General features: G+C 61.2%; 17 protein-coding genes. 11 read left to right on the top strand and 6 right to left on the bottom strand.

Annotated elements, in window-relative coordinates:
* Window positions 1–18: 18 nt before the first annotated feature.
* Both R3E49_RS02405 and R3E49_RS02400 read left to right on the top strand, forming a co-directional pair.
* Window positions 19–1,230 carry a thiolase family protein gene (locus R3E49_RS02405; protein WP_371293574.1) on the top strand — a complete coding sequence of 404 codons (1,212 nt, stop codon included), beginning with the start codon at window positions 19–21 and terminating at the stop codon, window positions 1,228–1,230.
* A gap of 2 nt (window positions 1,231–1,232) precedes the next feature.
* A complete protein-coding gene (locus R3E49_RS02400) occupies window positions 1,233–1,634 on the top strand; it encodes a Zn-ribbon domain-containing OB-fold protein (RefSeq protein ID WP_371293573.1) in 402 nt (133 codons plus the stop codon).
* On the opposite strand, the gene R3E49_RS02395 is transcribed toward R3E49_RS02400, so the two are convergent.
* The 6 genes from R3E49_RS02395 to dnaA form a co-directional block, all read right to left on the bottom strand.
* Window positions 1,621–2,409 carry a sulfite exporter TauE/SafE family protein gene (locus R3E49_RS02395; protein ID WP_371293572.1) on the bottom strand — a complete coding sequence of 263 codons (789 nt, stop codon included), beginning with the start codon at window positions 2,407–2,409 and terminating at the stop codon, window positions 1,621–1,623. The genes R3E49_RS02400 and R3E49_RS02395 overlap by 14 nt on opposite strands.
* On the bottom strand, window positions 2,406–2,900 hold the full coding sequence (locus tag R3E49_RS02390; RefSeq protein ID WP_371293571.1) for an MOSC domain-containing protein: 495 nt from the start codon (window positions 2,898–2,900) through the stop codon (window positions 2,406–2,408). Before R3E49_RS02390 ends, R3E49_RS02395 begins: the two co-directional genes overlap by 4 nt.
* Before the next feature lie 7 nt (window positions 2,901–2,907).
* Window positions 2,908–5,325 (bottom strand): DNA topoisomerase (ATP-hydrolyzing) subunit B, encoded by a 2,418-nt coding sequence (gene gyrB, locus R3E49_RS02385; protein WP_290740889.1) that lies wholly within the window; start codon window positions 5,323–5,325, stop codon window positions 2,908–2,910.
* 87 nt (window positions 5,326–5,412) lie between these two features.
* Window positions 5,413–6,549, bottom strand: a complete 1,137-nt coding sequence (gene recF / locus R3E49_RS02380; protein WP_371293570.1) for a DNA replication/repair protein RecF — start codon at window positions 6,547–6,549, stop codon at window positions 5,413–5,415.
* A gap of 9 nt (window positions 6,550–6,558) precedes the next feature.
* On the bottom strand, window positions 6,559–7,665 hold the full coding sequence (gene dnaN / locus R3E49_RS02375; protein ID WP_371293569.1) for a DNA polymerase III subunit beta: 1,107 nt from the start codon (window positions 7,663–7,665) through the stop codon (window positions 6,559–6,561).
* A 25-nt stretch (window positions 7,666–7,690) separates the two neighbouring features.
* Window positions 7,691–9,175: a chromosomal replication initiator protein DnaA gene (gene dnaA / locus R3E49_RS02370; protein WP_371293568.1), complete on the bottom strand. Its 1,485-nt coding sequence runs from the start codon at window positions 9,173–9,175 to the stop codon at window positions 7,691–7,693.
* 541 nt (window positions 9,176–9,716) lie between these two features.
* On the opposite strand from dnaA, the gene rpmH reads away from it, so the two are divergent.
* The 9 genes from rpmH (at window position 9,717) to R3E49_RS02325 (ending at window position 18,399) form a co-directional block, all read left to right on the top strand.
* The gene (rpmH, locus tag R3E49_RS02365; RefSeq protein ID WP_027949988.1) at window positions 9,717–9,851 is read left to right on the top strand and encodes a 50S ribosomal protein L34; all 135 of its coding nucleotides are present in this window, start codon (window positions 9,717–9,719) and stop codon (window positions 9,849–9,851) included.
* Window positions 9,852–9,866: 15 nt separating this feature from the next.
* The gene (rnpA, locus tag R3E49_RS02360; protein WP_371293567.1) at window positions 9,867–10,271 is read left to right on the top strand and encodes a ribonuclease P protein component; all 405 of its coding nucleotides are present in this window, start codon (window positions 9,867–9,869) and stop codon (window positions 10,269–10,271) included.
* The gene (yidD, locus tag R3E49_RS02355) at window positions 10,217–10,498 is read left to right on the top strand and encodes a membrane protein insertion efficiency factor YidD (protein WP_371293565.1); all 282 of its coding nucleotides are present in this window, start codon (window positions 10,217–10,219) and stop codon (window positions 10,496–10,498) included. Before rnpA ends, yidD begins: the two co-directional genes overlap by 55 nt.
* Window positions 10,499–10,515: 17 nt before the next feature.
* A complete protein-coding gene (gene yidC / locus R3E49_RS02350) occupies window positions 10,516–12,234 on the top strand; it encodes a membrane protein insertase YidC (protein WP_371293564.1) in 1,719 nt (572 codons plus the stop codon).
* Window positions 12,235–12,279: 45 nt separating this feature from the next.
* A complete protein-coding gene (gene mnmE, locus R3E49_RS02345) occupies window positions 12,280–13,641 on the top strand; it encodes a tRNA uridine-5-carboxymethylaminomethyl(34) synthesis GTPase MnmE (protein ID WP_371293562.1) in 1,362 nt (453 codons plus the stop codon).
* A gap of 440 nt (window positions 13,642–14,081) precedes the next feature.
* The gene (gene mnmG / locus R3E49_RS02340; protein ID WP_371293561.1) at window positions 14,082–16,010 is read left to right on the top strand and encodes a tRNA uridine-5-carboxymethylaminomethyl(34) synthesis enzyme MnmG; all 1,929 of its coding nucleotides are present in this window, start codon (window positions 14,082–14,084) and stop codon (window positions 16,008–16,010) included.
* A gap of 1 nt (window position 16,011) precedes the next feature.
* On the top strand, window positions 16,012–16,668 hold the full coding sequence (rsmG, locus tag R3E49_RS02335) for a 16S rRNA (guanine(527)-N(7))-methyltransferase RsmG (protein WP_371293560.1): 657 nt from the start codon (window positions 16,012–16,014) through the stop codon (window positions 16,666–16,668).
* 21 nt (window positions 16,669–16,689) lie between these two features.
* Entirely contained in the window at window positions 16,690–17,493 is an 804-nt protein-coding gene (locus R3E49_RS02330) for a ParA family protein (RefSeq protein ID WP_371293559.1), read from the top strand.
* A 9-nt stretch (window positions 17,494–17,502) separates the two neighbouring features.
* Window positions 17,503–18,399 (top strand): ParB/RepB/Spo0J family partition protein, encoded by an 897-nt coding sequence (locus R3E49_RS02325; RefSeq protein ID WP_371293558.1) that lies wholly within the window; start codon window positions 17,503–17,505, stop codon window positions 18,397–18,399.
* The last annotated feature ends 79 nt before the right edge of the window (window positions 18,400–18,478 follow it).

The following is an 18,478-nucleotide window of genomic DNA, read 5'->3' as shown; positions in this document are numbered from 1 at the left end:
ATGAAGAGGGGTATACCCGTGAGCTTGACAGGCAAGGCAGCGATTGTGGGCTGCGCCCAGTACCGGCCGGAAAAATACGCGACGGCACCACAGATGTTCCACCTTGAGCAGATTGCCGACCTGGCGCGGCTGGCGCTGATTGACGCCGGTCTTACCCTGCGTGACATCGACGGGCTGGCCGTGAACGGGGCCCATTTCAACGAGGCGACCGCCTTTGTGCCCGCGGTAGTGGCGGAGTACCTGGGACTGCAGGTGGGCTTCGCCGAAACCGTGGACCTCGGTGGTACCAGCGCGGTGGCCATGGCGTGGCGAGCAGCCGCGGCAATACAGCTGGGATTGTGCCGCGCCGTGCTCTGCGTGCTACCCGGCCGTCTCGCACCGCCAGACCCGGACGCAGACCCGGCGGCTGTCGCAGCGGCCATGCAGCTCGGCGCACACAGCGGCTGCTTTGGCGCCCCGGAAGCCGAGTTCGACCTGCCCTACGGTCATGTCGGCCAGAATACCGGGTACGCCATGATCGCCCAGCAGTACGCGCACCGCTACGGCTACGACGCCGCTGCCATGGCGGGCATTGCCGTGGCGCAGCGGAGCAACGCACAAGCCAACCCCGAAGCGCTGTTCTATGGGCAGCCGATCAGCGTGGAAGACGTGCTGAACAGCAAGATGGTGGCGGACCCCCTGCACATCCTCGAGATTGTGATGCCGGTGGCGGGTGGCGCCGCGTTTATCGTCGCCGCCGACGACCTGGCGCGCGAATGCCGCCATCGACCGGTCCTGATACGCGGCTGCGGGGAACAGCTGGACTTCAAGTCCCCCAGCTACGCCCGCGACATGACCGTTACCCCCATTGCGCGCGCAGCACAGCGCGCCTTCCTGATGGCGGGTATGCAGCCCGCCGATATGGATATGGCGCAAATCTATGACTGCTACACCATCACCGTCCTGCTCAGCCTGGAGGATGCCGGGTTTTGCGCCAAGGGCGAGGGTATGGCCTTTGTGCGCGACCACGACCTGACCTGGCGCGGCGACTTCCCACTGAACACCCACGGCGGACAACTGTCCTTTGGCCAGGCAGGCACAGCCGGCGGCATGTCACAGCTTATCGAGGCGGTGACCCAGATACGCGGCACCGCTGGCGAACGGCAGCTGCGCCGCCACGATACCGCGTTTGTCTCCGGCACCGGAGGCGTGATGAGTGAGCAGGGCGCGCTGATCCTGACGGGAGCCTGAGCATGAACGCATTGATTCCACGACCCACCGACATCACCCGGCCCTTCTGGGAAGGTCTGCGCGAGCGTCGCATCATGATCCCGCGCTGCCAGGCCTGCGGCGGCTGGGTGTTCTATCCCCGGCGGCACTGCACCCACTGCGCCGCGCAGGATCTGGCATGGACCGAGGTCTCCGGCAGAGCAACCCTGTGCACCTTCACCATCGCCCGAGTGCCCACGCTGCCCGGGTTTGCGGGCGCCGAACCGCAGAACCTCGCTGTTGTCACCTTCAACGAGGGGTTCAACATGAACACCGCGCTCACGGGTGTCGCGCCGGATGCCATGCGCATTGGCATGTCCCTGCGGCCCGTCTTTGACGTGCTCGACGCAGCGGGGCATACACGCCTGCTGTTTACTGCGGACTGACTGACCCCGGCAACCCTTCGCCCTGTACCAGCAGCGCAGCTGACGCCAGCCACAGCAGGCGCAGGGCCAGCACCGTCAGTACGATATTGAGCAACCGGGTGAAGCGTTGGTCACTGACGGTGCCCAGCAGACGCACACCACACCAGGTACCCACAAATCCCGCGCCAATCATGGCGACAGCGAAGCCGAGCCAGTCGCGAAACACAAACCCGGCGGCGCCGAACACCAGCAGCTTGGGAGCGTGTTGCAGCACCATGGCGAAGGCGAAGGTGGCCACGGTGCGAAAACGGTCTGTCTGGGTCTGCTTGATAAAGGCAGCCACCAGCGGCCCGGTCGCACCGACGAACAGGCTGGCGAAACTGCTGAGCGTTGCCGCAATAAACAGGCCCGCACTTCCCAAAGCCGCTCGTGGCAGGGGCGGCCCCCAGCAGAGGTAAAGCACGAAAAGGCCAATGGCCAGCTGCCAGACTGCGGCGGGCAACGTGACCAGCAGCAGGGCGCCTGCGACAACGCCGAGAACGACACCGGGGGCAAAGGCGCGCATCAGCCGCCAGTCGATATGGCGCCAGGTCAGGGCCGCGCGCCCGCCGTTCGAGCCCAGCTGGATCAGGCCGTGGACGGGAATAATCACCGCTGGCGGCAAAAAGAGCGCGAGCAGCAACAGCAGCAGCACGCCGCCGCCGGCGCCCAGGCTTGCGGTGAACAGTGAAGTGAGTGCGGAGCAGGCCAACAGGCCGAGGGTCGTCGCTAGGTCCAGCCCTGGCGGTATGATCACGTCAGCTGCAGTGCGCCCTGCAGGGGCCCGGGCACAAGCAGTCCGCGCAGGCCCACTGTGAGCTCGCCATCGCTGAGCACCCGGCAACAGACGCCGCCGCGCCAGTCCGGTGCCAATGCCGCCTGCAGGCCCTGATAAGCGGCATCCATGCGCCGGCAGGGATCCGTTTCGCGGGTGACCTCCAGGGTCAGGCTGCCAAGCTGCAGATGTTGCCCTACCGAGTCCGGCCCGAATTCGACGCCGCTCACCAGCAGATTGGCGCGACGCTGGGTCCAGCACAAGTTCACCCCGAGCTCCGCGCAGGCGGCGTTCCAGCTTTCAAGGCTGAGTACCGTCACCTGGCGTTTGCCGGGACGACCGCGCGCATCACCTTCGACACCGGCCCCACGTGTCACCCTCGCGGCGGACAGCTTCTGCATGGGCGCAGCGGAGCGCTCGCGGATGGCGATGCCGCAGAGTTCGATGGGGGTCGCAGCCGCAGGGGAGGACATGGCCCGGCTACACGTCGAGGTTAGCCACCGACAGCGCGTTCTGCTCGATGAACTCGCGACGGGGTTCCACGTGATCACCCATCAGCGTGGTGAAGATCTGGTCTGCGGCGATGGCGTCCTCAATCGTCACCTGCAGCATACGCCGGGCCTCCGGATCCATGGTGGTTTCCCAGAGCTGCTCCGGGTTCATTTCGCCCAGGCCTTTGTAGCGCTGGATATTGTAGCCCTTGCGCGCCTCCGCCATCAGCCAGCTGAGGCCCTCCTCGAAGCTGCGGGTGGGGAAGGTCTTATCTCCGCGCTTGAAATAGCCGTCTTCGTCGATGAGCGTGTTCAGGGTTTCGCCCAGGGCAATCAGGCTGCGGTACTCGCCCGATGAAAAGAATTCGTGGCGGTACTCGGTTTCTGTTTCAACGCCGTGCGCCAGCAGCTTGACCACCGGGTAGTGGGTCTGCCGTTCCTGATCGCGGCGCACGCTCACGGTATACACGGCACCCTTGGGCGCCACGGTTTGTAAGCGCTCACTAAGCTGCTCCGCGAAGGCGATCACAGCGGCTTCGTCACGCATGTCCTCAGGCAACAGGCTGCTGCCGTACACCATCTGCCAGAGCACCGGTGGCGCGTACAGCCTGCCGAGGCGTTCTATGGTTGCCGCCACCTTGCGGAAGCTCTCCACCAGCTCCTCGAGACCCGCACCGGAGATCGGCGGTGCCTCGGGATTGACGATAATCGCGGCACCTTCCAGTGCGGCCTGGGTCAGATAGCGGTTCAGCGCTTCATCATCCTTCAGGTACTGCCCCTGTTTGCCGCGGGATATCTTGTACAGCGGCGGTTGCGCAATAAAGATGTGTCCGCGCTCGATCAGCTCGCGCATCTGGCGGAAAAAGAAAGTCAGCAACAGCGTGCGAATGTGCGAGCCATCGACATCCGCGTCGGTCATGATGATGATGCTGTGGTAACGCAACTTTTCCGGATTAAACTCGTCCTTGCCAATGCCGCAACCCAGCGCGGTGACGATGGTGCCCACCTCGGCCGAACCCAGCATCTTGTCAAAGCGGGCTTTCTCCACATTGAGAATCTTGCCCTTCAGGGGCAGGATCGCCTGGAACTTGCGGTTTCTGCCCTGCTTGGCAGAGCCGCCAGCAGAGTCTCCCTCAACCAGGTAAATTTCCGACAGCGCAGGATCTTTCTCCTGGCAGTCGGCCAGTTTGCCCGGCAGGCCGGCGATATCCAGAGCCCCCTTGCGCCGGGTCATTTCGCGGGCCTTGCGAGCTGCTTCGCGGGCCCGGGCGGCATCCAGCATCTTGCCGACAACGGCCTTCGCTTCACCGGGGTTTTCCAGTAGATAGTCGTTGAAGTGGGCATTCATCGCCTGTTCAACTGCGGTCTTCACTTCGGAAGAAACCAGCTTGTCTTTGGTCTGCGAAGAAAACTTCGGATCCGGCACTTTGACCGAGATAATGGCCGTCAAGCCTTCCCGCGCGTCGTCGCCGGTGGTGGACACCTTGGCCTTCTTCGCCATACCCTCGCGTTCGATATAGGTGTTCAGGCTGCGGGTCAGCGCCGCACGGAAGCCCGCGAGGTGGGTGCCGCCGTCTCTCTGGGGAATGTTGTTGGTGTAACAGAAGATGTTTTCCGAAAAGGAGTCATTCCACTGCAGTGCCACTTCAACACCGATACCGTCCTCCAGATCCACCTGGAAGTGGAAGGGCTTGTTTACCGGGGTTTTATTGTTGTTCAGGTAGTCGACAAAAGCGCGGAGGCCACCGTCGTAGCAGTAATTTTCCTCACGGCCCGAGCGCTCGTCCTTTAATCGAATGTTCACACCGGAGTTCAGGAACGCGAGTTCGCGCAGACGCTTGGCCAGCTGGTCAAAATGGAACTGGATATTGGTGAACGTATCCGGGGAGGGGTGGAAGCGCACAGAGGTGCCGGTGCCTTCGGTTTCACCGATCACCGCCAGGGGTGCCTGTGGCACCCCATGATGATAGACCTGTTCGTAGCGTTTTCCTTCTCGCCGGATGGTCAGCACCAGCTCCCGCGACAGGGCGTTGACTACGGAGACCCCAACACCGTGCAAGCCGCCGGACACCTTGTAGGTGTTGTCATCGAATTTGCCGCCAGCGTGCAGCACGGTCATGATGACTTCCGCCGCAGATACCCCTTCCTCGTGCATTTCCGTGGGAATTCCGCGCCCGTCATCACTGACTGTGACCGATTCATCGGGGTGTATCACGATATCGACCCGGCTACAGTGCCCGGCAAGCGCCTCATCAATCGAGTTATCCACGAGCTCAAACACCATATGGTGCAAGCCCGTGCCGTCGTCAGTGTCACCAATGTACATGCCGGGGCGTTTACGGACCGCATCAAGGCCCTTCAGGACCTTGATGCTCGAGGAATCGTAGCTTTGCTCGTTGTCACTCATGGATAACTCTCTTTTTCTCTCTACTACCGGCCCGCCGTTGCGGTGCCAGCTTATAGCGTCTCGATATCGGGCTCAGCCAGACATCGCTCACGTACAGCCCGATGGGGGCTGCTCCTGGGTCGGATCCGTAGCCGACCTCTCTACCACACGACCGTGTTCCACGTGGAACATCATGGGGTTCACGCCCTCTGGCCACATTCCCTCGAGATCCTTGGCGTCTACACAGGTGATAAACACCTGTGCCTGCAGCGCCGTCAACGCCTCACAGACTTGTCGGCAGTGCTGAACGTCAAGCTCCGACGGCAGGTCATCCACCAGATAGACGCAACCCCGGGGCTGAGACTCAGCCATTATCTGCCCCTGCGCCAACTTCAGGCCGCACACCACCAGTTTTTGCTGTCCTCGCGAAAGCGTCTCCGCCGCAGAGTATCCGGACACCGTCACACGAAGATCCGCACGCTGGGGGCCGACGTGGGTATAACCCTGCTCACTGTCGGCGACCTCACTGGACGCCAACGCATCCCCATAGGCCAGGGACTTGTCCCAACCCTTTCTATAGCGCAGCTCCAGCCCGGTAAGCCCTGGCGAGAGCTCCGCCATTATGGCGCGAAACCGAGGGGCCAGCACTTCAAAGTAGGCCTGACGGTAATGGTGGATCTGTTCTCCTGAAGCCGCCAGCTCCCGCGTCCATACTGACAACTCGGAATGCTCCAGTTTACCACGCCGCAGGAGCTTATTGCGCTGTTTTACGCACCGCTGGAATCGCTGCCACTCACTGAAGAAACGTTGTTCCACGTGGAACACACCCCAGTTGAGGAACTGGCGCCGCGCCGCCGGGCTGCCAGTCAATAAATCAAAAGATGCCGCATTCAGGACCTGCAGGGGCAGATGGGCTACCAGTTCGGCCACCGAGCGCAGCTTCTCGCCCGCGAGTTTGATCTGCAGCTCACCGCTGAGCTCACGCTGAACGGCCACCGAGGCCCGCTGCCCCGCGGTCGCAAACTCAGTCACACCGTATACGGTACAACGCTGTTCACCGTGGGTAACCAGGGTTCGAGGAGTCCCCGCACGGAAGCTGCGCGACATGCCCAGCATGTGTACCGACTCGAGGATGCTGGTTTTGCCGCTGCCATTGGGACCGTAGAAAATATTCACCTGTCCCAGCTCGCGCAGCGCGACCTGGGACAGATTACGGAGGTGGTGGATCTGTAATTGAGTTAGCAAAAACGGCTGTTACAACCGCATCGGCATGACAACGTAAAGGGAATCGCCATCTTCCGATTCTTCCAGCAAGGCACTGCTGTTGGGGTCAGACAGGGAGAGTTTGACCTGCTCGCCGCTCAGCACACCAAGAACATCCAGCAGATAGCTGACATTGAAGCCGATCTCGACCGGGTCGCCCTGGTAATCAACAGGTACCTGCTCTTCAGCCTGTTCCTGTTCGGGGTTGTTTGCCACGATTTCGATAACGTCGGTCGCCACCTTCAGGCGCACGCCCCGGTACTTTTCATTGGAAAGAATCGCCGTGCGAGTGAAGGCCTGACGCAGCTCCAGGCGGGAGCCCAACACAATTTTGTCAGCCGCACGGGGCAGCACACGCTCGTAATCGGGGAATTTGCCATCCACCAGCTTGGAGGTGAAGGTAAAACCCTCCGTCGTGGCGCGAAGATGGTTGCTACCCAGCACCACCACGATGTCCTCGTCTTCTTCCAGCAGCAATCGAGACAGTTCAAGTACACCTTTGCGCGGCAGAATCACCTGGGTGTCCTCATCGACAGGCAACGGCGAGGGCAGGGTACACATGGCCAGACGGTGACCATCGGTGGCGACCACCCGCAGGCGACCCGCCTTGAGTTCCAGCAACATTCCGTTCAGATAGTAACGGACATCCTGCTGTGCCATGGCAAAAGCCGTGCGATCAAACAGCCGGCGTAACTGGCCCTGCTTGACCGTAAAGCGATGCGTACCCACCCCCTCTTCAACAGCGGGAAACTCGCGAGCAGGCAGCGTCGAAAGCGTGAAACGGCTGCGCCCGGAGCGCACCGTGACTTTGCCGTCCTCCACGGTGAACTGGATATCACTGCCTTCCGGCAGCGACTTGCAGATATCCACCAGTTTGCGCGCCGGAACTGTCACCTCGCCGGGCGCAGACGCCGGGGCGGGTAGCGCCACGCGCCCGACCAACTCAACCTCCAGGTCAGTGCCAGTTAATGAGAGTTGATCGCCTTCCAGCACGAGTAACACGTTGGACAGAATGGGCAAGGTCTGCCTGCGCTCGACGACGCCGGCAACCAGATTAAGGGGCTTGAGCAACGCATCCCGTGAAATCGAGAACTTCATAAATCCAGGTTCCTTCCGAACGCGCCTACGTTGTGAGTGAGCGCAGCAAGTTTTTGTAATCTTCCCGAATATCAGAGTTGGTTTCGCGAAGTTCTTTTATTTTACGGCATGCGTGCAACACTGTCGTGTGGTCTCTGCCGCCAAAGCTGTCGCCAATTTCCGGCAGGCTGTGGTTCGTCAACTCCTTGGCCAGGGCCATCGCCACCTGGCGCGGCCTCGCAACCGAGCGACTGCGACGGCGCGACATCAGGTCGGCGATCTTGATCTTGTAGTACTCGGCGACGGTGCGCTGGATATTGTCCAGGCTGACCTGCTTGTCCTGCAGTGCGAGCAGATCCTTGAGACTCTCTTTGACCAGATCCACATCGACGGGTTTTCCAGTGAAGTTAGCGCTCGCTATCACTCTTTTCAGCGCACCCTCCAGCTCTCTCACATTGGAGCGAATGCGCTGGGCGATAAAAAACGCGGCGTCCGGTGGCAGGGTGATACGCGACTGCGCCGCCTTGTTCATCAGGATGGCCACCCGGGTTTCCAGCTCAGGAGGCTCAACCGCCACCGTCAGCCCCCAGCCAAAGCGGGATTTCAGACGCTCTTCCAGGCCATCAATTTCCTTCGGGTAGCGATCGCAGGTGAGAATCATCTGCTGCCCCCCTTCAAGCAGGGCGTTAAAGGTGTGGAAAAATTCTTCCTGCGAACGGTCTTTCTTGGCGAAAAACTGAATGTCGTCAATCAGCAGCGCATCCACCGAACGGTAATAGCGCTTGAAGTCACTGATCGCGTTGAGTTGCAGCGCCTTTACCATATCGGCCACAAACCGCTCTGAGTGCAGGTAGACCACCTTGGCTTCGGGGTTCTGCTGCTTGAGGGCGTTACCCACGGCGTGCATCAGGTGGGTTTTGCCCAGGCCGACGCCGCCATAGAGAAACAGCGGGTTGTAAGCTTCACCCGGGTTCTCGGCAACCTGGCGGGCCGCCGCGAGGGCCAGCTGGTTCGACTTGCCCTCCACAAAGTTGTCGAAGGTATAGGAATCCACAAGATTGGGTTGCTGGGCATCTTCACTGGGCGACCTGCTCCGCAGGGCGGCTGCCGCCGGCCCGAACTCCTGCTGCGGCGCTGCGACTGCCTGGATTCTGGGTGCCGCGACACTGCGCAGCGCAGCGCCACCGCCGTTGACCGCGTAACCCGATACGGCCGGTGGACTGTACTCCTCACGGCTGTGCACCACGCCCAGAAGCTCCCGAACCGGCTCAACAGGCTCAAGCTCTCGCGCCTGACCAATCTCCAGGGCCAGTTGCGGTGCCTCGGCAGGCGCGAGCTGCTGCAACAGCTCGCGTATGCGGGGCGCAAACTTGTCGCTGACGAAGTCCTTGATAAACCGGTTGGGTGCAAACAGCGTTAACTGTCGCCCTTGCTGGCGACTCTGCAGCGGACGAATCCAGGTGTTGAACTGCTGGCTTGGCAACTCGTCCTGCAGACGATTGACACACTGCTGCCATATGACGTCTGGCAAAATTCTCCCCTTTGAAGGCCCTGATCCCACCTTCACAACAACGATTACGCCCATCACGTAGTGTGAGTTCGCGCTGTAAAAACTTCCGGGCTTTTCGATCCCGGTGCGCCGATGATACCCGTGAACCCGCGAGTTATCCACACCTCGGCGGGTTTTTTTTAAAACTTATTTTTTTATACTTTTCATACACTTGGGTTTATTTTGGGTGTTTTTTGAGCGGCCCTGCATCGATCCACCTGTGAACACATGATCTGTGTATAACCTGTGTATATGTTCGGGGCAAGATGTGCGCTGATTGCCGAAAGGCGCGCCGCAACTGGCATTCCCGGCACAGGGGAGCGGAGCGCGGCGCGTGCGCTGCCAGTGCCGGCACTCGCGCAGAAAGAAAGCGCGAAGCTGTCATTGAATTCGGCGCAGGGTTTCTCTAGAATACCCAACCTTTTTGCGGCCCGGTACTCCACCGAGCGCCCCGTGCTGTACCGATCACGGGGCGGGTGAAGCGTCAGCCTTCTATTTATTACCTCCTATTTGGAACAGTGTCATGAAAAGAACATTTCAGCCCAGCGTCCTGAAGCGCAAGCGCACCCATGGCTTCCGCTCTCGTATGGCCACCAAGAACGGCCGCCTGGTCCTCAGCCGCCGTCGTGCGAAGGGTCGCAAGCGCCTGTCTGCCTGATGCGGGAGAGCCTTCGTGGGCGCAGCCGCTGAGTGCGAACCGAGTGCTGGCGCTTTCGGCAAATGCAGGCGCCTGTTGAATGCGGCCCAATATCGGGCCGTTTTCGATGGAGCCTCCCTAAAGGCCTCGCACCGTCATCTGCTGATGCTGGCGCGACCTGCCGACGGTCTGCACAGCCGGCTGGGGCTGGTTATCGCCAAGAAGAACGTACGCAAGGCGGTACAGCGCAATCGCATCAAACGCATAGTCAGGGAATCGTTCAGGCAACTGCCTGATACCGGCGCCCCGCTGGACATCGTATTTCTGGCGCGCCGCGGCCTGGACGATATGGACAACGCTTCACTGTTCGCCACGCTGGGAGAACAATGGCAAAAGCTGTCACGACACAAGGCGACACACACGGGCGCGCGAGACCGCTGATGCGCCGTCTCTTTATCGCCCTGATTGCTGTGTACCGCTACGCCATCAGCCCATTTCTGGGCAATCACTGCCGATTTTACCCGAGCTGCTCACACTACGCTCAGGAAGCCATCGATTTGCACGGCGTTATCCGAGGCTCATACCTCACTCTGCGCCGGCTTGGCAAATGCCATCCCTGGCATGAGGGTGGGCTCGACCCGGTGCCCCCCTGCAAGCACACTCACTGACAAAGCTGATACCCGCTATGGATTTCCAACGTACTCTGCTGATCGGCGCCATCGCCCTTCTCTCATTCATGCTGCTGACTGAGTGGGTCGCCTTCAAGGACGCCAAAACCACGGCGGAGCAACCCGTCGCCAGCCGCCTGATCACTGCCGAGCCGGATAGCCTGCCGGAACCGGCCGCGGCATTACCTGCTACCACCGCCGCAGACTCGGGCAACGAGGACCTGCCACAAGCACCCGAATCCATTGCCGACACGCAGACCGCATCGACGCCGGAAGTGATCAGCAACAGTGGCGACATCATCACCGTGCACACCGATGTGCTCCAGGTTGCCATTGACCTGCGCGGCGGCGACATCGTGGAGCTGGCACTGCCGGAACACCTTGAGGATATCGACAAGCCCAACCAGCCCTTCGTGCTGCTGGAGCAGAACGAGCGCCGCATCTACGTCGCACAGAGTGGCCTGATTGGGTCGAATGGTATCGACAGTGAATCCCGCGCTCACTTCAGCGCCGCACAATCACGCTATGAGCTGGCACCCAACGCGGATGAACTGACCGTCGACCTGCTGTGGCAGAACGCGGAGGGACTGAGCGTGACCAAGCGCTTTACCCTGCGCCGCGGTGACTACCTGATGACCGTGAGCTATATCGTCGACAACAAAACCAGTGAACGCTGGCAGGGCAACCTGTTCGGCCAGATCAAGCGGGACAGCAGTAAGCCCTCGACGGTTGACTCCAGCGGCATGGGCCTGCAGCCCTTTCTGGGCGCTGCCATCACCCAGCCCGACGAACGCTTCACCAAGTTCAGCTTCAAGGACATGCGGGAAGAACCTTTCCGCGCGCAGCTTCCGGGTGGCTGGATCGCCATGATTCAGCACTACTTCCTCAGCGCCTGGATTCCGGCAGCAGACCAGAGCCATACCTACAGCACACGGGTAACCTCATCCGGCTTTAATATTGCGGGCTTTACCAGCCCTGCGCTGGTGGTGGATCCCGGCCAGCAGGGCAGTGTCAGCGCCGGCTTCTACGCGGGACCCAAGGACCAGTACCGGCTTGCAGAAATTTCCCCCTACCTAGACCTCAGCGTGGATTACGGCTGGCTGTGGTGGATTGCGCAGCCGCTGTTCTGGCTGCTGATCAAAATCCACGCCTTCGTCGGCAACTGGGGTGTCGCCATCATCCTGCTGACCGTTTTGATCAAGGCCGTCTTCTTCAAGCTGTCAGCCACAAGTTATCGCTCAATGGCCAATATGCGCCGTGTAGCGCCAAAAATGCAGGACATCCGGGAGCAATACGCCGAGGACAAGGCCAAGCAAAGCCAGGCGATGATGGAGCTGTATCGCAAGGAGAAGATCAACCCGATGGGCGGCTGCCTGCCGGTGCTGGTGCAGATGCCGGTGTTCATCTCACTCTACTGGGTGCTGATGGAGAGCGTTGAACTGCGCCATTCACCTTTCTTCCTGTGGATTGAAGACCTGTCGGTCATGGACCCCTACTTTGTGCTGCCGCTGCTGATGGGTGCCAGCATGTGGTTCATGCAGAAGCTGAACCCGCCGCCACCAGACCCGATGCAGGCCAAGATCATGCAGTGGTTGCCCGTGATCTTCACCTTCTTCTTTCTCTGGTTTCCGGCGGGCCTCGTACTCTACTGGGTGGTCAACAACCTGCTCTCCATGGCCCAGCAGTACGTCATCACCCGACAGATCGAAAAGTCGGACGCCAAAGCGAAAGCCTAGTAGCGCCCCCTGCGGGGCGCTGCGCGGCTGGCGTATACTGCCGGTGTGACAACTACTCCCTACCACGCAGACACGATTGCCGCCATAGCCACTGCGCCCGGACGCGGTGGTATCGGCATTGTGCGCCTGTCCGGTCCTTCCGCTGCACCCATTGCCGAGCGTCTTACAGGCAGACAGCTCACCCCGAGACACGCGCATTTCTGCCTGTTTGCGGATGCCCGGGGAGAGACACTGGACAGCGGTATCGCCCTCTATTTTCCTGCACCCCATTCCTTTACGGGGGAAGACGTTGTCGAACTGCAGGGACATGGCGGGCCGGTCGTACTGGACCTGCTGGTCGCCGCCTGCCTTGCGCTGGGTGCGCGACAGGCACGGGCAGGGGAGTTCTCAGAGCGCGCCTACCTCAACGACAAACTTGACCTGGCGCAGGCGGAAGCCATCGCCGACCTGATCAACAGCACCACCGAGCAGGCGGCACGCAATGCACACCGCTCCCTGCAGGGCGCCTTCTCGCAGGAAATCGACCGGCTGGTCGCAGAGGTCACCCGCCTGCGTGTGTACGTGGAGGCCGCGATCGACTTCCCCGAAGAGGAAATCGACTTTCTGGCCGATGGACACGTGGCAGATTCACTACAGACCCTGGCCGCACAACTGGGCGTGGTTATGACAGCGGCACAGCAGGGAAGCCTGTTGCGCGAGGGCATGAAGGTCGTCATTGCCGGGCGCCCCAACGCCGGCAAATCCAGCCTGCTGAACGCTCTGGCAGGCCAGGAAAGTGCCATCGTCACGGACATTGCGGGAACCACACGGGACATCCTGCGAGAGCATATCCAGATTGATGGAATGCCGCTGCACATTGTGGATACCGCGGGACTTCGCGCCAGTGACGACGCCGTGGAGCAGGAAGGCATCCGCCGCGCACAACGCGAAATCGCCAGCGCAGATCGCATACTGCTGGTGGTCGACATGAATGACGACAGCCCGTTACCCGACGACCTATGGCCCGGTTATCCCGCAAGCGCTGTGCCGGTGACGCTTATCCAGAACAAATGTGACCTGGCCGGTGAGGCGCCGGGGGTGAGTCAGGAGGGCGACTCCGTCACCGTGCGGCTTTGCGCCCGTTCGGGCGCCGGGGTGCCGCTGCTGCGTGAACACCTGAAACAGTGTATCGGTTACACCGGCGCTGCCAGTGATACCTTCAGTGCACGGCGCCGGCACTTGCAGGCGCTCTCGATCGCGGCTGAACACCTGGAAAACGGGCGTCGACAGTTGGAGGAGGCGGGCGCAGGAGAGCTGCTGGCAGAGGACCTGCGTCTGTGCCACGACACCCTGGGCGAAATCACTGGAAAAATGTCCAGTGACGCGCTGCTGGGCGAGATATTCTCCAGTTTCTGCATCGGTAAATAGATCGCGTCCCTGGCCACAGTTTGTACACAGCTTGTACCGCTGTTTTGTCACCAGTGTCCGGCAACGGATAACCCTGTGGACAACCGGACGTGCAACGCGGTAGTGAACTGGGGGCAAACGGCTACCTGCCTGTAGCGCTGTAGTCACCAGCGGTTTCGATCCCCAGTGCATACACAGCCAAACCACGCCAGGAACAGCGCTTCATCGCCTGCTTATCATTGCAGCAAGTCTTTGAAATATCTGCGTAAAGACCGCTTGTTCACCGAAAGAGGCTCGCTATTCAATAACAATATCAGTTCTATTCTTTCATCTTTCAAAGCGTATTTATTTAATGCATTACTCAGCGGATGCGTCACAACAAAACATGCACCGAGGCGTGAGAAAACACAGAACATCTTTTGAACAACTGACCTCCCGGACGTATAATCGCCGGCCCGGTAATGACCCACCGGGCCAGGAGGCGCAGCAGCGTGGAATACACACAGAGCTTTGATGTGATTGTGATCGGCGGCGGCCACGCTGGCACCGAAGCCTGCCTGGCGGCTGCGCGTATGGGCTGTCGCACCCTGCTCCTGACCCACAGTGTCGACACCCTGGGCCAGATGTCATGCAACCCGGCTATCGGCGGCATCGGCAAAAGCCATCTGGTGCGTGAAGTGGATGCCCTTGGCGGCGCCATGGCACGCGCCACAGACCGTGCGGGTATCCAGTTCCGCGTGTTGAATGCACGCAAGGGGCCAGCGGTGCGCGCGACGCGTGCGCAGGCGGACCGTGTGCTCTACCGCAATGCCATTCGTGAGATTATTGAAGCACAGCCCGGTTTATCGATCTTCCAGCAACCGGTAGATGACCTGCTGGTGGAACAGGGTCGCGTTGCAGGTGCGGTCACCCAGATGGGATTGATTTTCCGCGCCCCCACCGTCGTGCTGACAACCGGCACCTTCCTCGGTGGCAAGATTCACATCGGTCTGCAAAACAGTGCCGGCGGGCGCGCCGGTGATCCGCCCTCCATCGCCCTGGCACAGCGACTGCGCGAAATGCCCTTCCGTGTCGACCGGCTGAAAACCGGCACACCGCCGCGTATCGATGCGCGCAGTGTGGATTTCAGCACACTGGAAGAGCAGTGGGGCGATGCAGACGCCCCCGCCATGTCGTTTTTGGGCAGCGTTGCCGAGCGTCCGCAGCAGCGCTGCTGCTGGATAACGCACACCAACGAACGCACCCACGAGATTATCCGTGGCGGCCTCGACCGCTCACCGATGTACTCGGGGGTCATCGAGGGTGTCGGGCCCCGCTACTGCCCAAGCATTGAAGATAAAATTCACCGCTTTGCCGACAAGGCATCGCACCAGGTGTTCATCGAGCCCGAGGGCCTGACCACCAGCGAACTGTACCCCAATGGTATTTCCACCAGCCTGCCCTTCGATGTGCAGCTTGCCCTGGTCCGCTCCATCAAAGGGTTTGAAAACGCGCACATCACGCGGCCCGGGTACGCCATCGAGTATGATTACTTCGACCCCCGCGACCTGCAGTATTCGCTGGAGACCCGTGCCTTGCCCGGCCTGTACTTCGCTGGGCAGATCAACGGCACCACGGGTTACGAAGAGGCAGCGGCACAGGGCCTGCTGGCCGGTCTCAACGCAGCGCTGGCGGTGCAGGGCAAGGAACCCTGGTGTCCAAGGCGCGACGAAGCCTATATCGGCGTGCTGGTGGATGACCTGATAACCCTGGGTACCCTCGAGCCCTATCGCATGTTTACCTCCCGCGCGGAGTATCGCCTGCTGCTGCGTGAGGACAACGCCGACCTGCGTCTCACGGAAACCGCTCACCGCCTGGGGTTGATCGACGACGTGCGCTGGGTCCGGTTCGCGCGCAAACGCGATGCCATTGCCTCGGAAACGCAACGCCTGGCGACCACCTGGATACACCCGGGAACGGCTGCAGCGGCAACGCTGGAGCCCAAGCTGAAGGGACCCCTCACCCGGGAGTACAGCCTCGCCGACCTGCTGAAGCGACCTGGCATTGGTTATGCCGACGTGGCCGCGTTGAAAGGTGAATCGCTGGCCGATGAACAGGCCGCTGAGCAGGTGGAAATCCAGGCCAAGTACGCCGGCTATATCGACCGGCAGCAGGAAGAGATTGCCCGCCTGCGCCGCTATGAGCAGACCCCGCTCCCTGACTCACTGGATTACAGCACCGTAGACGGTCTGTCCCACGAGGTGCGCCAGAAACTGAGTGAGGCGCGTCCGTCGACCCTGGCGCGTGCTGGCAGAATTCCCGGGGTAACGCCCGCAGCGGTGTCCCTGCTGCTGATTTATCTCAAGAAGCGCGGCGCTCTCGAGCGTGGCAGCGAACGCATAAGCGCCTGAGTTGGACGCGGCACTTGCGCGGCAGCTGGGCGCCGGGCTCAACGCCCTGGGCGTTGCGACCAACGCTGTGCAACAACAGCTGCTGCTCGATTACCTCGCGTTGTTGGTGAAGTGGAACCGCGCCTATAACCTGACAGCCGTTCGCGACCCCGCCGCCATGGTGACCCGGCACCTGCTGGACAGCCTGGCGGTAGCGCCGTGGCTCACCGGCAGCCGCTGCATTGATGTGGGCACCGGCGCCGGATTGCCCGGTATTCCACTGGCGATCCTGTTTCCCGAGCGCGAGTTTCATCTGCTGGACAGTAATGGCAAGAAGACCCGCTTCCTGTTCCAGGCCAGAACTGCGCTGGGTCTGGACAACGTGACGGTGCACCACAGTCGGGCAGAAACCTTCATACCAGAACAGGGCTTCGATGTAGTGCTCTCCCGGGCCTTTGCCTCACTCCAGGATATGCTGGCCGTAACCCGACATTTACTGGCGCCGGGTGGTGTTTTGCTTGCCATGAAGGGCGCACGCCCCGATGATGAACTGCAGGCAATCACGCAACACTGTGCTGTGCGCCACATCAGGCCCCTGCAGGTGCCGGGGCTTGACGAGCAGCGTCACTTGGTAGAACTTGCCCTGTTGCCGACCATCGATAATCAGCATCGGCCCTAGCCAACATTACGGGAGTGCGCCTTGGCACGAGTTCTTGCAATTGCAAACCAGAAAGGCGGTGTGGGCAAAACCACTACATCTGTCAACCTGGCGGCATCCCTTGCAGCGATGAAACAGCGCCTGTTGCTGGTCGATCTGGATCCCCAGGGCAACGCGACGATGGGCAGCGGGGTGGACAAACACAGCGTCGAGCGCAGCATCTATGATGTGCTGGTGCACCGCGCGCCGGTGAACCTGATCACCCGGCGGGTACCGGAGGGGGGCTACGATGTGCTCCCCGCCAACGACGACCTCACAGCCGCCGAGGTGGAGCTGATCGGGGTTGAGCAGCGTGAACGCCGACTGAATACCGCACTGCGCGAAGTCTCTTCCGTGTACGACTACATCCTCATCGACTGTCCACCGTCCCTCAATATGCTCACGCTCAACGGGCTGGTCGCTGCCGACGGTGTGCTGATTGCAATGCAGTGCGAATACTTCGCCCTGGAGGGCCTGTCGGCGCTGGTGAATACCATCCAGCGCGTTGCGGAGTCCGTGAACCCGCTGCTACGCATTGAGGGAATCCTGCGTACGCTGTATGACCCCCGCAACAGCCTGACCAACCAGGTCTCCAACCAGTTGCACGAACACTTCGGTGAGGCAGTTTATCGTACGGTTATTCCGCGCAACGTGCGCCTCGCCGAGGCACCCAGCCACGGTCTGCCGGTGATGTATTACGACCGGCACTCCCGCGGGTCCCGGGCCTATATGGCCCTTGCGGGAGAAGTCATTCGCCGCGAGGAAAAGCGCCGCGCCGCCGCTGCAGGCACCGTGGTCAAGGAATAGGAGAGCACAATGTCAGCCAGAAAACGGGGTTTGGGGCGCGGCCTGGATGCGCTGCTGGGTGCTGGCACACAGCCCCGTGACGCGGGAGACGGTGAGGCCCAGGTCCCAGGTGATGACAAGGGCCAGCAGCAGGTGCTCAAGGATTTACCGGTAGACCTGATACAGCGCGGAAAATACCAGCCGCGCCGTGATATCGACCCGGAATCCCTGCAGGAACTGGCGGACAGTATCCGTGCCCAGGGCATCATGCAGCCCATTGTGGTGCGCCCGATCGGCGACCGCAAATACGAAATCATCGCCGGCGAGCGCCGCTGGCGTGCTGCCCAGCTGGCGGGCCTGGACCACGTTCCCGCCGTGATCCGGGACGTCAGCGATGAAGCCGCCATTGCCATGGCGTTGATAGAGAACATCCAGCGCGAGGACCTGAACCCGATTGAGGAAGCCATCGCGCTGCAGCGTCTGCAGCAGGAATTTCAGCTCACCCAGCAGGAAGTCGCCGATGCGGTGGGCAAATCCCGTTCCACCGTCACCAACCTGTTGCGGCTTATGTCACTGCAAAGTGATGTGCGTCTGCTGCTGGAGCGTGGCGACCTGGAAATGGGGCACGCCCGGGCACTGCTGGGTATCGAAGGTACCGCGCAATCGCAGGCCGCGAGAACCGTGGTCGGTAAAGGCCTTTCCGTGCGCCAGACCGAAGCGCTGGTGCGCGGCTTGTTGGCGCGCAAGGATGCGCCGCGGGAAGAGGCACCGCGTTTGGACCCGAACATCCGCCAGCTGCAGGACGACCTGTCGCAGAAAATCGGCGCACGCGTGCAAATCCAGCACGGCGCCAAGGGCAAAGGCAAGCTGGTGCTGACCTATAACAGCCTGGATGAACTGGATGGCATTCTGAGCCATATCCACTAGGCGCGGGGGCGGCGTTCACCACAGCATCTAGTGGCTGCCGGCACGCGCGCTACCAGATAAAGTAGGTCTCCCCGTATTC

The organism is Haliea sp., assembly GCF_041395985.1.
Taxonomy (GTDB): domain Bacteria; phylum Pseudomonadota; class Gammaproteobacteria; order Pseudomonadales; family Halieaceae; genus Haliea.
This window is presented reverse-complemented; position numbering and strand designations above follow the sequence as displayed.

Excerpts from the sequence above, each read along its gene's own strand:
- R3E49_RS02400 (WP_371293573.1), top strand. The coding sequence starts at position 1,233 with ATGAACGCATTGATTCCACGACCCACCGACATCACCCGGCCCTTCTGG.
- R3E49_RS02390 (WP_371293571.1), bottom strand. The coding sequence starts at position 2,900 with ATGTCCTCCCCTGCGGCTGCGACCCCCATCGAACTCTGCGGCATCGCC.
- gyrB (WP_290740889.1), bottom strand. The coding sequence starts at position 5,325 with ATGAGTGACAACGAGCAAAGCTACGATTCCTCGAGCATCAAGGTCCTG.
- dnaN (WP_371293569.1), bottom strand. The coding sequence starts at position 7,665 with ATGAAGTTCTCGATTTCACGGGATGCGTTGCTCAAGCCCCTTAATCTG.
- rpmH (WP_027949988.1), top strand. The coding sequence starts at position 9,717 with ATGAAAAGAACATTTCAGCCCAGCGTCCTGAAGCGCAAGCGCACCCAT.
- yidD (WP_371293565.1), top strand. The coding sequence starts at position 10,217 with ATGGCAAAAGCTGTCACGACACAAGGCGACACACACGGGCGCGCGAGA.
- yidC (WP_371293564.1), top strand. The coding sequence starts at position 10,516 with ATGGATTTCCAACGTACTCTGCTGATCGGCGCCATCGCCCTTCTCTCA.
- mnmG (WP_371293561.1), top strand. The coding sequence starts at position 14,082 with ATGACCCACCGGGCCAGGAGGCGCAGCAGCGTGGAATACACACAGAGC.
- R3E49_RS02325 (WP_371293558.1), top strand. The coding sequence starts at position 17,503 with ATGTCAGCCAGAAAACGGGGTTTGGGGCGCGGCCTGGATGCGCTGCTG.